This is a genomic window from Leuconostoc sp. BM2 (assembly GCF_002095565.1).
In the GTDB taxonomy this organism is placed as follows: Bacteria; Bacillota; Bacilli; order Lactobacillales; family Lactobacillaceae; genus Leuconostoc; species Leuconostoc falkenbergense.
In genome coordinates this window covers 52,288-65,847 of the sequence record NZ_MOWQ01000003.1, presented here as the reverse complement: position 1 = coordinate 65,847, position 13,560 = coordinate 52,288, and the positions used below count along the sequence as shown (strand labels likewise).

The window sequence follows — 13,560 nt, the reverse complement described above, 5'->3', positions numbered from 1 at the left end:
ATTGAATAATGTCATGTCTTTTTTGACTGGTTGTTAATTACTTAACGTACTTAGCTAGACGTGACTTTTCACGTGAAGCCTTGTTCTTCTTAATCAAACCTTTTGAGTAGGCGTGATCAATTGCTGAAGAAGCAGCCTTATATAGTTCTGCCAAATTATCTGCTCCGGCAACTGAAGCTTTTTCAAACTTTTTAACAGCTGTACGGTAAGCACTGATTTGGGGTTCGTTACGATCATGTTGCTTTTTCGTAAGACGAACACGTTGAATTGCTGATTCAATAACAGGCATATGTCTTTTCTCCTTAAATTTGATACGAGGCTTTCAAGTAATCCGAAGATTAACGACGCAAGCCTAAGCGTTGGATTAATTCACGATAACGTTGAATATCAGTATTGCGGAGGTAACGTAATAAGTTACGACGACTACCAATTTTCTTCATCAAACCACGTTGTGAGTGGAAATCATGTTTGTGAGCTGCCATGTGTACGTTCAACTCGTTAATATCAGCAGTCAAAACTGCGATTTGTACTTCTGCTGAACCTGTATCGCCTTCGTGGCGGGCATATTCCTTAATGATTTCGTTCTTACGTTCTTGTGTAAGGGCCATAATCATATCCACCTTTCTAAAATGTCACCAAAAACTGTGTAAAACGACGGTGAGACGTCAAACAAAGTATTTGGTCGTGTTGTTTATACAACGTATTCAATTATACATGAAATGTCTTGAAATGCAAGGGCAATGACCTGATAGAGTATGGTAAAATAATACAGTATATAAATTTGGAAGGAACTATCTCACACATGGCTGAAACAACAATAACACGTGACGAAGTTGCTCATGTTGCCGGTCTAGCAAAATTAGCGTTTAACGACGCAGAACTAGATCAATTTACAACACAATTGAGTGACATTTTAAATATTTTTGATACCTTGAGCGAAGTTGGTACGGATAATGTCGATCCAACTTATTCTGTAACCGAGACAGTCAATCATTTGCGAGATGATGTCGCAGATAATTGGGGACAAAAGCAAGAACTATTGGATAATGCGCCTTTGGCAGCAGCTGGATTAATTAAAGTTCCAGCAATTCTAGATGGCGAGGGTGAGTAAATATGACATTTAATTATTTTGAGCATGATTTAGCATCATTGCATAATCAGTTGGTTAATAGAGAAATCACGGCAACGGAACTGACTGAAGCCACGATTGACAATATTGCCAACACGGACGAACAATTACAAGCGTTTATTTCAACTAACCCTGATGAGGCGTTAGCACAAGCAAAATTAATTGACGAAAAAGGTAATTTTGACAATGTGTTGACGGGCATTCCAGTTGGGTTAAAAGATAACTTAGCTACAAAAGGCATTCAAACAACGGGGGCTTCACATATTTTAGAAGGCTTTAAACCAATCTATAATGCCACAGTGGTTGAAAAGTTATCCAATAGTGGTGCGGTTTCAGTTGGTAAAACTAATATGGATGAGTTTGCGATGGGTGGCTCAACGGAAACTTCTTATTACAAAAAAACGACGAACGCATGGGACCACAGTAAGGTGCCTGGTGGTTCATCAGGTGGTTCTGCATCTGCTGTTGCGGGTGGACAAGTACCATTTGCTTTAGGCTCTGACACTGGTGGTTCAATTCGCCAGCCAGCTGCCTTTAATGGTATTGTTGGCATGAAACCAACTTATGGTCGTGTATCACGTTGGGGATTGTTTGCAATGGCATCATCGTTGGACCAAATTGGTCCTTTCACACGAACGGTTAAGGACAATGCTACTGTTTTGAGTGCAATTGCTGGTTTTGATGCGCACGATTCAACAGCATCTCAACGTGAAGTACCTGACTTTTCGGCGAAATTAACGGGTGATGTTAAGGGCTTGAAAATTGCTGTACCAAAAGAATATTTTGGAGAAGGTATTGATCCTAAAGTGGCAAAGCAGGTTAAAGCTGCCATCGCTCAATTGGAAGCTTTAGGTGCTACGGTGGATGAAGTCAGCCTGCCACACACAAAATATGGTGTTGCAGCCTATTATATTATTATGTCTTCAGAAGCTTCGTCTAACTTACAGCGCTATGATGGTGTACGTTATGGTTTCCGAGCTGATGATGTCAAAAATTTGGAAGATTTATATGTTAAAACACGTTCAGAAGGATTTGGGGACGAGGTGAAGCGCCGTATCATGTTAGGAACTTTCTCTCTGTCAGCTGGTGCTTATGACGCCTTCTTCAAAAAAGCTGCCAAGATTAGAACGTTATTAATTGAAGATTTTAACAAAGTCTTTGAAAAGTATGATGTTATCGTTGGACCAACTGCGCCAACTGTTGCCTATGGATTGGGTGAAGAAGTCGATGATCCAACAGCTATGTATTTGGCAGATGTGTTAACAATTCCGGTTAATTTAGCTGGATTGCCAGGGTTATCAGTCAATGCAGGTTTTGTTGATGGACTCCCAGTTGGTTTGCAAATCATTGGTAAGCCGTTTGACGAAGAGACTGTTTACCAAACAGGATATGCTTACGAGCAAGCAAGCCACTTGTTTGATCAGCATCCAGACATTGCAAAAAAGTATTAAAAAGGAGGGGCACACAAATGGGAACTGGAAATTTTGAAACAACAATTGGACTTGAAGTCCACGTTGAAATGCAAACAAACTCTAAGCTGTTGTCACCTTCGCCGGTGCATTATGGCGACGAGCCTAACGAAAATACAAATGTGATTGATTTTGGTTATCCCGGCGTTTTACCGGTCGCCAATAAAGGCGCACTTGAATATGGAATGCGCGTGGCATTGGCTTTGCACGCAACTGTTTCACCCTTTATTCGTTGGGACCGTAAGAACTATTTTTACCCTGATAATCCTAAGGCCTATCAGACAACACAATCACAAACGCCAATTGGCACGAATGGCTATTTGGATGTGACATTGGAAGATGGTACAGTGAAACGTGTTCGTATTAAAGAAATGCACGTTGAAGAAGATGCTGGTAAAAACACGCACGGTAGCGACGGTTATTCGTATGTCGATTTGAATCGTCAAGGCACACCGTTGATTGAAATTGTGTCTGAACCGGACATTGCCTCACCAGAAGAGGCATATGCTTACCTTGAACAATTACGTCAAGCCGTTTTGTTCACAGGGGTGTCTGAAGCCAAAATGCAAGAAGGGCAAATGCGTGCTGATGTCAATATCTCAATTCGACCATACGGATCAGATACTTTCGGAACCAAGGTTGAAATGAAAAATATCAACTCGTTTAACTATGTTCGCAACGCGTTGATATTTGAAGAAAAACGTCAAGCTGAAGTACTTCGCGCTGGTGGTGAAATTCGTCAAGAAACACGACGATATGATGAACCCACGAAGTCAACGATTTTAATGCGTGTCAAAGAAGGCGCTGATGATTACCGTTATTTTCCAGAACCTGATTTGTCACCAGTTGTTATCGATCAAACATGGATTGATGAAGTTGCAGCGAGTCTACCTAAATCAGCTGGGGATCGTCGTAATCATTACGTTAACGACCTTGGTATCGAACCATATGATGCTGAAGTATTGACACAGACACTCGCAATGGCTAATTTTTACGATGATACAATTGCTGCCGGTGCCGATCCTAAGCGTGCAGCAAATTATTTGATTGGTGATGTCAATGCGTATATGAACAAACACCAAGTAGAATTGCAAGATACAGAGCTGACACCTGAACATTTGGCAGGCATGGTGAAATTGATTGAAGATGGTACAATTTCAACCAAACAAGCTAAACAAGTTTTTGAAGCAATCATGACAGGGGAAGAACCTGAAACGTTCGCAAAAGCACATGGCCTCGTGCAGCTGAGCGACCCCGATGTATTGCTAGCGTGGATTACTGAAGTGTTGGATAATAATCCACAATCAATTGAAGACTTTAAGGGTGGAAAAGATCGTGCTACTGGTTATTTGATTGGTCAATTGATGAAAATGTCAAAAGGTCAAGCAAATCCTAGTGTTTTGAACAAATTGTTGTTAGCAGAGTTAAACAAACGCTAAACCAATTGTTAATTTAGTGAAGCAAATGCATTGCTTCATGTACATATATTTCTCAGAAAGGAAACATGTGACTGACGTTACTATGTCGGTTAACATGCTTAACTATGAAACGAGCAAGAATTATCTATAATCCAACTTCTGGTCGAGAAGCAATTAAACGTGAAATGCTTGATATTTTATCTGTCTACGAAAAGGCTGGTTACGAAACATCTGCTTTTGCGACAACACCTGAGCCAATGAGTGCTGCTAAAGAAGCTAAGCGGGCTGCCGAAGAAGGTTTTGATTTAATTGTTGCAGCTGGTGGTGACGGCACGATTAACGAGGTTGTTAATGGATTGTCACCTTTGAAGCAACGCCCTATGATGGCTGTCATTCCAGCGGGAACAACTAATGATTATGCACGTGCTTTAAAATTACCTCGTGACGAACCTCTAGAAGCCGCCAAGGTGATTTTACAAAATGAGACCATTAAAATGGATATTGGTCAAATTGATAAAGATGACAAAACCAAATATTTCATGAATATTGCCGCATTGGGGACCATTAGTGAAGTGACTTATGCAGTGCCATCATTGATGAAGTCTTTGTATGGTTATCTTGCTTATTTGGTCAAAGGTGCAGAATTGTTGACTCGCATCAAGCCGGTCAATGCGACGGTTCAATATGACGACGGTGAATATTCTGGTAGTATTTCCATGATTTTTTTGGCATTAACCAATTCGGTCGGTGGATTTGAATCAATTGTACCTGATGCACAACTCGACGATGGTCGGTTCACATTACTCATTATTAAAGAGTCCAATTTGGGACAAATACTACAAATGGTTGCCCAAATGATCAATGGTGGCAAGCATATTAACAACCCAAATTTGATTTACAAAAAGACCAATAAAGTTGAAATTTTGCCATTAAATAATGCACAAATGAAGGTCAATATTGATGGTGAATATGGTGGAGATGCACCAATGGTATTTACTGATTTGCAGCAACATATCGAGTTTGTGGCTAATCGTTCAGGCATGTCTGAGACAGTTGTTAGTGATGCCAAACGCAAGTTTGTTGAAGCTGCAGAAAAATTAGAGAATTGATTATTTAGCAAACGTGTTCCTGTTGCAATTTTATTTAAGTGCGTATCAAAAGACGCGAGAAAGTAGTTATTATCATGGCGAAAGCTAATCGAGTTTATCCAACAAAAGCACCAGTTAGTAAGAACCAAGAAGTTGAAGCGGAAGTGATTGATATCACCTATCAAGGAATGGGTGTCATCAAAATTGATAATTTTCCAATTTTTGTTGTTGACGCAATTCCTGGTGAAATTGTTCGTGTTATCATTACAAAAGTTTTAAAAAGTTATGCATTTGGACGTGTTACCAAACGTGTGACTATCTCACCTGATCGCATGTCCGATGTTGATCAAGTTGCGATTACCACAGGGATTGCACCATTAGCCAATTTAAAATATGACGCGCAACTTAAGTTTAAACAACATCAAATTGAACAATTATTCAAAAAGGTTAACGTACCAGTTACTGTTGCACCAACCATTGGGATGACCAATCCTACGGCTTATCGTAATAAGGCGCAGGTTCCGGTGCAAATGATTAATGGTCAACTGACAACCGGATTTTATCGTCGAGGGTCACATAAGCTTGTACCAGTCGACAATTTTTATATCCAAGATCCAAAAGTTGATGAAGCAGTTCGTGTCACACGAGATATTTTGCGAGACTACAATTTGTCTGCTTATGATGAACATACCAAAAAAGGTGTCGTCCGGCACATTATGGCTCGCCGTGGTTATTACTCACACGAATTGATGGTCGTTATTGTTACTAATACCAAACGTTTGCCTGAAGCCGAAGGAATTGCCGACAAATTACGAGCAAAGTTACCAGAACTAAAGAGTTTTATTCACAATATTAACAACCATGATACTAATGTGATTATGGGTGATTGGAATGAAACAATCTGGGGCGCGGATGATATTCATGATCAGTTAATGGGTAAAGATTTTGTGATTGGACCAAATTCATTTTATCAAGTGAACCCACAGACAACATCTGTACTTTATACATTAGCTGCAAAAAAAGCTGGATTAAAATCCACAGATACAGTAGTTGATGCTTACTCTGGTATTGGAACCATTACTTTGTCAGTTGCTGATCAGGTGAAAAAAGTTTATGGTGTTGAAGTGATTGAAGGTGCTGTTGCTGACGCAGAAAAGAATGCACATAATAATCACATTGATAATGTTGAGTTTGTGTTAGCCGATGCACCAGAGCAAATGGAGAAGTGGGCAGATGAGGGATTAAAACCCAACGTTGTGTTTGTTGATCCACCACGAAAAGGGCTAACTTCTGAGTTGATTGAAGCAGTTAGTACCATGGCACCTGAAACGTTTGTTTACATCAGTTGCAATCCAGCTACGTTGGCGCGTGATGCTGTCGAAATTTTAGCAAATGGTTACGTGATTGATGGTGACATTCAACCACTCGACCAATTTCCACAGACCACGCATATTGAGAGTGTTACTGTCTTTAAGCGCGGTGAAAAATCATAATTTGGCAAGATAGGTTAATCGTTCACGTGACATCATTTGGTGTATGTGAACGTTTTTATTAGCAAGTTGTAAAATAGCGTATGGTAAAATGATAAGTATGAAAAGAGGCATTGATTATGGGCAAAACCGCTGACACACCAATGATGGTACAGTATCACGAAATCAAAAAGCAATATCCCGACGCGTTCGTGTTTTATCGTTTGGGAGATTTTTACGAGTTGTTTGAAGATGATGCCATTTTAGGTGCAAAATTATTAGAATTAACATTGACGGCACGTAATAAAAATGCTGCAAATCCAGTGCCGATGGCTGGCATTCCCCATCATGCCGCACAAAATTATATTGATATTTTAGTAGACCAAGGCTATAAAGTTGCTATTGTTGAGCAAATGGAAGACCCAGCGGTTGCACAAGGCATGGTAAAACGTGATGTTGTCCAACTGATAACACCCGGTACTAAAATGCTTGGAGGTGCTGGAAATGACAAGCAAAATAATTATTTAGCAGCAATTTTGCCAGATGACAAACGCTTCAGTCTCAGCTATATTGATTTATCAACTGGTGAATTAAAAGTAACAACGATTAAGCGTTTTAGTAATGTAATTGATGAATTACGTTCTCTTGAAGTTAAAGAAGTGGTGCTGTTAAAAAATGATGAACAAACAATCACCTTACAGCTGGCTAATCAATTAGGTGAAGAAGGGTTGGTAGTATCAACTCAAGAATCGGCTGAAGCGAATGCTACTGTGAGCTTTTTAACTCAGGGATTAGCCAATGCAAGTGAGGCAAGCGTTACAGCACTTTTGTTGAACTACTTATTTGATACACAACGTCGTAATCTCGAACACATTGTTCCGGCTGAAAGTTACGAGCGTCTTGCTTACCTTAAATTCAATCAAGACACACGTACTAATCTTGATTTAGTCGAAAATGCTCGAACACATAAAAAATCTGGCTCACTATTAGGGTTGATTGATGAAACCAAAACGGCAATGGGCGGGCGATTGTTAAAACAATGGTTACTGAAGCCATTGCGTGATGTTGATGACATTAACCATCGATTAGATGTTGTTGCGGCCTTTCAATCTGCTTTTTTTGTTCGTGGTGCACTACAAGACCATTTAAAATCAGTTTATGATTTGGAACGGTTGGCGGCACGTGCGGCAATGGGAACAATGAATCCCCGTGAATTGGTGCAGTTGAAGCGATCGTTATCTGCTATTCCGGGGATGAAATCAGTTTTGGCTGAGGGTGATCGTATTTTGAGCGCAGCCGGTGGTGAATTAGATGCAATGGCTGACTTAGCAGGGTTAATTGATGAAGCGATCGTTGATGATCCGCCAGTTAGTGTTCGTGAGGGTGATCTGATTAACACAGGCTTTGACCAGAAGATTGATGAATATCGTCGTGTTTTAACAGAAAACCAACAATGGTTAGCACAGTTAGAAACTGATGAACGTGCTGCAACGGGTATTAACACACTAAAAGTGAAATACAATAAAAATTTTGGTTTTTTCATTGAAGTGTCGCGAGCCAACGTTGCCAAGCTACCTGAAGGGCGCTACGAACGGCGACAAACATTGACAAATGCAGAACGCTTTGTCACACCTGAATTAAAAGAACATGAAAGCCTGATTAATGAGGCTCAGCTCAAGCGAACGGAGCGCGAATACGAGTTGTTTGTCACGGTACGAGAACGGGTCAAGGCTAACATCAATCGCCTTCAGACCTTAGCGCGACACGTAGCGCGTTTAGATGTATTAGCAAGCTTAGCAGATGTGGCTGATGGTCATCGTTTTGTGCGGCCGACGTTTACGAATAACAATGTCATTGATATCAAACAAGGCCGTCATCCTGTCGTCGAATCGTTATTAGCTACTGGTGAATTTGTTGCTAACGATGTTTTTCTGGATCAAGATACCAGCATGCAATTAATTACAGGACCAAATATGGCCGGAAAATCAACGTACATGAGAGAATTAGCGTTAATTGTGATGTTAGCACAAATGGGGAGTTTCGTACCCGCAGATAGCGCGATATTGCCGGTGTTTGATCAAATCTTTACCCGAATTGGGGCCAACGATGATATGGCAATGGGGCAATCAACATTCATGGTGGAAATGGCAGAAGCAAATTTGGCGTTGCAAGAAGCCACTGCACATTCCTTGATTTTATTTGACGAGTTAGGTCGTGGCACTGCTACTTATGATGGTATGGCACTTGCGCAAGCAATTATTGAATATTTGGATGCTCATGTCCATGCCAAGACGCTTTTTTCTACTCATTATCATGAACTAACAGCATTAGCAAATCAACACGAAAGCATTGTTAATGTTCATGTTGGTGCGGTTGAAGATGAAACAGGTAATCTTCATTTTCTACATCAAATTCAAGCAGGACCAGCCGACAAATCCTACGGAATTCACGTGGCAGCTTTGGCTGGATTACCCGAAACATTGATTGCAAATGCGACCAACATTTTGGCTGATTTGGAGCAAGAAGGTAAAACTAAACATGCAATTGAAGAACCCACGAGTCAACAGGTGGCACTATTTAATGTGGACGCGGTAGATCAGAACACTGAAAAGTTGTTAGCAAAATTAGATCAGATTACAATTGCCACAATGACGCCACTAGACGCATTGAATTTGTTAGCAGATTTGAAGAAATTGAGGTCATAAATAATGGCACGAATACATGAATTATCTAATCTTTTAGCCAACCAAATTGCAGCGGGTGAAGTGATTGAGAGACCAGCTAGTGTTGTCAAAGAGCTGGTTGAAAATGCCATAGATGCGGGTGCCACTCAAATTGAAATTTTAGTGGCAGATGCTGGTGAATCAATGATTCGCGTCGTTGATAACGGTGATGGCATTGACCCTGAAGATGTGCCGCTGGCATTTACCAGACATGCAACGAGCAAAATTAATGATCGCCATGATTTATTTAATATTATGTCTTTGGGATTTAGAGGTGAAGCCTTACCATCAATTGCTGCAATTGCAGACGTTACATTGAATACAACCACTGCGACTTCAAACACTGGTCTGATGTATCATATCAAGGGCGGGAAGCAAGTATCAGCGACACCCGCAAATGGTCGTCGGGGAACTGTGGTAACGGTTAGAGATTTATTTTACAACACACCAGCGCGTTTAAAATATCTCAAGCGCCCGCAAACAGAAATGTCGCGGATTGCAGATATTATGAATCGTATTGCCTTGTCTTATGCCAATATTGCGTTCACTGTGACAGCTGATGGTCGGAATTTATTGCAAACGACTGGCAATGGTAACCAGCAACAGGTGGTTGCTGCTATTTATGGTCGTGATGTTGCGCAAAAAATGATAGAAATCAGTGGTGAAGATGATGATTTCAACGTGACTGGCTTCATTTCACTACCAGAATTGACACGAGGCTCACGAGATTATTTAACCATTTTAATAAATGGTCGATTCATTAAAAATTTTGCTGTTTCAAACGCTGTGATTCGCGGCTACGGTTCTAAATTAATGGTTGGTCGTTTTCCAATGGGTGTGGTTAATGTTAGTACTAGTCCGTTATTAATCGATGTTAACGTTCACCCGCAAAAATCCGAAGTACGATTATCAAAAGAGACCGAACTGGCTGATTTAATCATCAAAACGATTAAAGATCGACTGGCCGATGAAAATTTAATTCCCGATGCCTATGAAAATTTGTATGGTAAACCCCAAGAGACTCATCAGCCGGCGCCCAAAGCTAAACAATTAGCACCGTGGACGTCAAGTGAAAAGCCACCAGTAGTTGCACCAACAACAATAGATGAAGACGCGGTTGTGTCGGTAACGGATAAAGGTCAATTAGCTGATTCAGCAGTAAAGTCTTTTGCTAATAAGTATCAACATGAAGACGCGGTATCGGCCTTTGACAATGAACCAGTCAATCAGATTGCCGAAGAGATACCGAATTATCATGCCAAAATGATTGCTGACCAACAAATCCTAGATGTCGCGCCCAAAAACCAAAGTGGATTTCCAGAATTAGATTATATTGGACAAATGCACGGTACATTTCTATTTGCCCAAAGTAGTGAAGGCTTGTATCTTATTGATCAACATGCTGCTCAAGAGCGTGTTAAATATGAATATTATCGAGAAGAAATTGGGCTTGTGGGGCAGGATAAGCAACGTTTGTTAGTACCCATTACGATTACATATTCGGCAGCAGATATGTTGAAAATTGCTGATCATGAAGCCGATTTAGAACAGGTTGGATTACATCTAGAACCTTTTGGGGCGACAACAGTGATTATTCGTGAACATCCAACGTGGTTTGTCAAAGGTCAAGAAGAAGATACGATTAAAGAGATGGTAGACTGGATCTTAAGGGATGGTCATTTAACCGTTGCAGAATTTCGTGAACGAACAGCCATTATGATGAGTTGCAAACGTTCAATTCGGGCCAATATGCATCTGAGTGATTTGCAGGCACGTACACTTTTGCAATCATTGACGCAGACAGAGAACCCTTATAATTGCCCGCACGGACGTCCAGTATTGACAAGTTTCACATTAAATGAAATGGAAAAAATGTTTAAGCGCATTCAAGACGCGCATGAAGCTTGGGAAGAATATGATAATCATCCCTACTAATTTGGAGAAATGATGAATAACAACGATATTATTATTCGATTGCGGTACGCACTTAATATCAAAAATGCTGATATGATCACGATTTTTGATTTGGGCGGTGTCACAATTGATGAGCAACAATTACATGATTTGTTAACCAAACAGACACCAGAAACTAAGCGAGATGAAAAAGTTTCAATCATAATGTTGGAATCTTTTATGAATGGTTTAATCATTTCGCAGCGCGGTCATAAAACTGGTGCTGATTTGAAGCCAATTCCACCGACATTTGATATGACCAATGATGATCGTATTAATAATGTGGTCATTAAAAAACTGAAAATTGCAATGGGTTACACTAGCGATGATTTAATGAGCTTTATGAAGACGGCTGGCATTACTATTTCTAAAAGTGAATTAAGTGCCATATTGCGACGACCGGACCACCGTAATTACAAGGCGGCTGGTGATCGTTACTTGCGTAATTTGTTGAAGGGCATGGCAATGACATATCGCCCAGAAGATGTCAAGCGAACTGCCCGAAAGCATTGACTTGTAACCGCTTTATTTATTAGGTAAAATAGAAGTACAAGCTAATCAAAGGAGCTCACGATGACTGAACGAACATTTATGATGATTAAACCAGATGGTGTGAAACGCGCTAAAATCGGCGAAATTATTCGGCGAATTGAGAATAAAGGTTACCATATTACCAAAATGAAAATGGTATTGCCAGATGAAACGTTGTTAGCACAACATTATGCCGAACATGTTGGCAAGTCATTTTATCCATCTTTGTTACGCTATATGACCTCTGGACCGGTTATTGCAATGGTGGGTGAAGGCACGAACATCGTCGCTGGTTGGCGCACGCTGATGGGAACGACTAACCCAACAAAGGCCGCACCGGGAACGATTCGTGGTGATTTGGGTCGTGAATGGGATGTTGAAGCGATGATGAACATTGTCCATGGTTCTGATTCAGTTGAAGCTGCCGAGCGTGAAATTGCGCTATGGTTTGATGAAGATTAGCTAAAGTATTGTCAATAAAGGAGAAAAAGCATGGCAGAAGACAACAAATTACAAAACGCTACTGATAAATTGATTGGTAAAGCAAAAGAACTTGAAGGTCGGTTGACAGGTGATAAAGAGCGTGAAGTTGAAGGAAAGACACAGTCACTAAAAGGTCAAGCAAAAGATGATGTGCAAAAAGTACGCGATACGGCACATGACGCTGTTGATGCTGCCAAAGGTTTTGTTAAAGGCCTCAAGGGTGACAGTGACGACAAAGACGCCCAGTAATTAAGAGAAAATCACTTCTAACAAGTGATTTTTTTTATGGATTAAATAATTAATGTTATCAATTTCGTAAAAATGATTGAAAAATATGGTAAACAAATTCCGTCTACCATCGAAGAATGTCTTAAAGTTTGGTAAAATGGTATATATGGCCTTTGGAGACGAAAAAAACATGCATTTTGAGCAAATAGAAATACTAGAACAACAATCGCTGGCGCCTTATGCTTATACGCAAGCCGGAGGTGTTGTTGATTACCTCGCAGTACCAAAATCACAAAGTGATTTAAAAAAATTACTCGTTTGGGCAAAAAATAAATCAATTCCGGTGCAAGTGTTTGGTCGACTATCAAATTTAGTGGTTCGAGATGGTGGCCTACGTGGATTAACTATTTTATTGCACGATCTGCATGACATTGAGGTTAGTCATAATGTGATTATTGCGGATGCCGGTGCAGATCTTATTTGGGTCGCTGAACAGGCTTTTGAACATGGACTGACTGGTCTCGAATGGGGAGCAGGAATACCGGGTACTGTTGGTGGTGCAGTATTTATGAACGCTGGTGCGTATGGTGGGCAAACTGATATGGTCATAAGTTCAGTAGATGCTTTGTTACCTAGTGGCGAGATAAAGACATTTGGTAATGAAGCGATTGACTTTGATTACCGCCACTCGATTTTTCAAGATAATCATGGCATTATCTTACGAGCAACATTTACCCTGCAATCAGGGAAACCTGAAATGATTAAAGCTCGTATGGATGAGAATAATTTTAAGCGTGCGAACAAGCAACCCCTAAATTATCCATCCAATGGTTCGGTGTTCAAACGACCAACTGGATACTTTGCTGGGAAGCTAATCATGGATTCCGGTTTGCAAGGTGTCAGAGTTGGTGGTGTTGAAGTGTCGCAGAAACACGCAGGATTTATGGTCAATGTGGCGCATGGTACAGGCAACGACTACGAAGATTTGATTAAGCTTGTCCAGCAAACAGTGCGAGATAAATATGGTGTGACATTGGAAGCAGAAGTTAGAATTATGGGAGAAAGATAA

General features: G+C 40.5%; 13 protein-coding genes. 11 read left to right on the top strand and 2 right to left on the bottom strand.

Going from position 1 to position 13,560, the window contains the following annotated elements; translation table 11 throughout:
- Nucleotides 1-37: 37 nt before the first annotated feature.
- A complete protein-coding gene (rpsT, locus tag BMG01_RS02010; RefSeq protein ID WP_004910538.1) occupies nucleotides 38-289 on the bottom strand; it encodes a 30S ribosomal protein S20 in 252 nt (83 codons plus the stop codon).
- Nucleotides 290-338: 49 nt separating this feature from the next.
- Nucleotides 339-608 carry a 30S ribosomal protein S15 gene (gene rpsO, locus BMG01_RS02005; RefSeq protein ID WP_004902545.1) on the bottom strand — a complete coding sequence of 90 codons (270 nt, stop codon included), beginning with the start codon at nucleotides 606-608 and terminating at the stop codon, nucleotides 339-341.
- Between the two features lie 194 nt (nucleotides 609-802).
- On the opposite strand from rpsO, the gene gatC reads away from it, so the two are divergent.
- The 11 genes from gatC to murB all read left to right on the top strand — a co-directional run bounded on the left by gatC (nucleotide 803) and on the right by murB (nucleotide 13,560).
- A complete protein-coding gene (gene gatC, locus BMG01_RS02000; protein ID WP_004910536.1) occupies nucleotides 803-1,111 on the top strand; it encodes an Asp-tRNA(Asn)/Glu-tRNA(Gln) amidotransferase subunit GatC in 309 nt (102 codons plus the stop codon).
- Between the two features lie 2 nt (nucleotides 1,112-1,113).
- A complete protein-coding gene (gatA, locus tag BMG01_RS01995; RefSeq protein WP_004910535.1) occupies nucleotides 1,114-2,580 on the top strand; it encodes an Asp-tRNA(Asn)/Glu-tRNA(Gln) amidotransferase subunit GatA in 1,467 nt (488 codons plus the stop codon).
- A gap of 17 nt (nucleotides 2,581-2,597) precedes the next feature.
- Nucleotides 2,598-4,037 (top strand): Asp-tRNA(Asn)/Glu-tRNA(Gln) amidotransferase subunit GatB, encoded by a 1,440-nt coding sequence (gene gatB / locus BMG01_RS01990; RefSeq protein ID WP_036067968.1) that lies wholly within the window; start codon nucleotides 2,598-2,600, stop codon nucleotides 4,035-4,037.
- A 104-nt stretch (nucleotides 4,038-4,141) separates the two neighbouring features.
- Entirely contained in the window at nucleotides 4,142-5,125 is a 984-nt protein-coding gene (locus BMG01_RS01985) for a diacylglycerol kinase family lipid kinase (RefSeq protein ID WP_004910532.1), read from the top strand.
- 74 nt (nucleotides 5,126-5,199) lie between these two features.
- The gene (gene rlmD / locus BMG01_RS01980; protein WP_004910530.1) at nucleotides 5,200-6,597 is read left to right on the top strand and encodes a 23S rRNA (uracil(1939)-C(5))-methyltransferase RlmD; all 1,398 of its coding nucleotides are present in this window, start codon (nucleotides 5,200-5,202) and stop codon (nucleotides 6,595-6,597) included.
- Between the two features lie 116 nt (nucleotides 6,598-6,713).
- Nucleotides 6,714-9,278 carry a DNA mismatch repair protein MutS gene (mutS, locus tag BMG01_RS01975; RefSeq protein WP_036067966.1) on the top strand — a complete coding sequence of 855 codons (2,565 nt, stop codon included), beginning with the start codon at nucleotides 6,714-6,716 and terminating at the stop codon, nucleotides 9,276-9,278.
- A gap of 3 nt (nucleotides 9,279-9,281) precedes the next feature.
- On the top strand, nucleotides 9,282-11,231 hold the full coding sequence (mutL, locus tag BMG01_RS01970) for a DNA mismatch repair endonuclease MutL (RefSeq protein ID WP_036067964.1): 1,950 nt from the start codon (nucleotides 9,282-9,284) through the stop codon (nucleotides 11,229-11,231).
- Between the two features lie 12 nt (nucleotides 11,232-11,243).
- Nucleotides 11,244-11,762 (top strand): DUF1456 family protein, encoded by a 519-nt coding sequence (locus BMG01_RS01965; protein ID WP_004910524.1) that lies wholly within the window; start codon nucleotides 11,244-11,246, stop codon nucleotides 11,760-11,762.
- Between the two features lie 60 nt (nucleotides 11,763-11,822).
- A complete protein-coding gene (ndk, locus tag BMG01_RS01960) occupies nucleotides 11,823-12,242 on the top strand; it encodes a nucleoside-diphosphate kinase (RefSeq protein WP_004910521.1) in 420 nt (139 codons plus the stop codon).
- A 30-nt stretch (nucleotides 12,243-12,272) separates the two neighbouring features.
- Complete coding sequence (locus BMG01_RS01955) at nucleotides 12,273-12,512, top strand: CsbD family protein (protein WP_004910520.1); 240 nt, start codon at nucleotides 12,273-12,275, stop codon at nucleotides 12,510-12,512.
- A gap of 169 nt (nucleotides 12,513-12,681) precedes the next feature.
- Nucleotides 12,682-13,560 carry a UDP-N-acetylmuramate dehydrogenase gene (murB, locus tag BMG01_RS01950; protein WP_004910518.1) on the top strand — a complete coding sequence of 293 codons (879 nt, stop codon included), beginning with the start codon at nucleotides 12,682-12,684 and terminating at the stop codon, nucleotides 13,558-13,560.

Excerpts from the sequence above, each read along its gene's own strand:
- ndk (WP_004910521.1), top strand. The coding sequence starts at position 11,823 with ATGACTGAACGAACATTTATGATGATTAAACCAGATGGTGTGAAACGC.
- mutS (WP_036067966.1), top strand. The coding sequence starts at position 6,714 with ATGGGCAAAACCGCTGACACACCAATGATGGTACAGTATCACGAAATC.
- gatA (WP_004910535.1), top strand. The coding sequence starts at position 1,114 with ATGACATTTAATTATTTTGAGCATGATTTAGCATCATTGCATAATCAG.
- rpsT (WP_004910538.1), bottom strand. The coding sequence starts at position 289 with ATGCCTGTTATTGAATCAGCAATTCAACGTGTTCGTCTTACGAAAAAG.
- rpsO (WP_004902545.1), bottom strand. The coding sequence starts at position 608 with ATGGCCCTTACACAAGAACGTAAGAACGAAATCATTAAGGAATATGCC.
- rlmD (WP_004910530.1), top strand. The coding sequence starts at position 5,200 with ATGGCGAAAGCTAATCGAGTTTATCCAACAAAAGCACCAGTTAGTAAG.
- BMG01_RS01955 (WP_004910520.1), top strand. The coding sequence starts at position 12,273 with ATGGCAGAAGACAACAAATTACAAAACGCTACTGATAAATTGATTGGT.
- BMG01_RS01965 (WP_004910524.1), top strand. The coding sequence starts at position 11,244 with ATGAATAACAACGATATTATTATTCGATTGCGGTACGCACTTAATATC.
- murB (WP_004910518.1), top strand. The coding sequence starts at position 12,682 with ATGCATTTTGAGCAAATAGAAATACTAGAACAACAATCGCTGGCGCCT.
- gatB (WP_036067968.1), top strand. The coding sequence starts at position 2,598 with ATGGGAACTGGAAATTTTGAAACAACAATTGGACTTGAAGTCCACGTT.
- BMG01_RS01985 (WP_004910532.1), top strand. The coding sequence starts at position 4,142 with ATGAAACGAGCAAGAATTATCTATAATCCAACTTCTGGTCGAGAAGCA.
- mutL (WP_036067964.1), top strand. The coding sequence starts at position 9,282 with ATGGCACGAATACATGAATTATCTAATCTTTTAGCCAACCAAATTGCA.
- gatC (WP_004910536.1), top strand. The coding sequence starts at position 803 with ATGGCTGAAACAACAATAACACGTGACGAAGTTGCTCATGTTGCCGGT.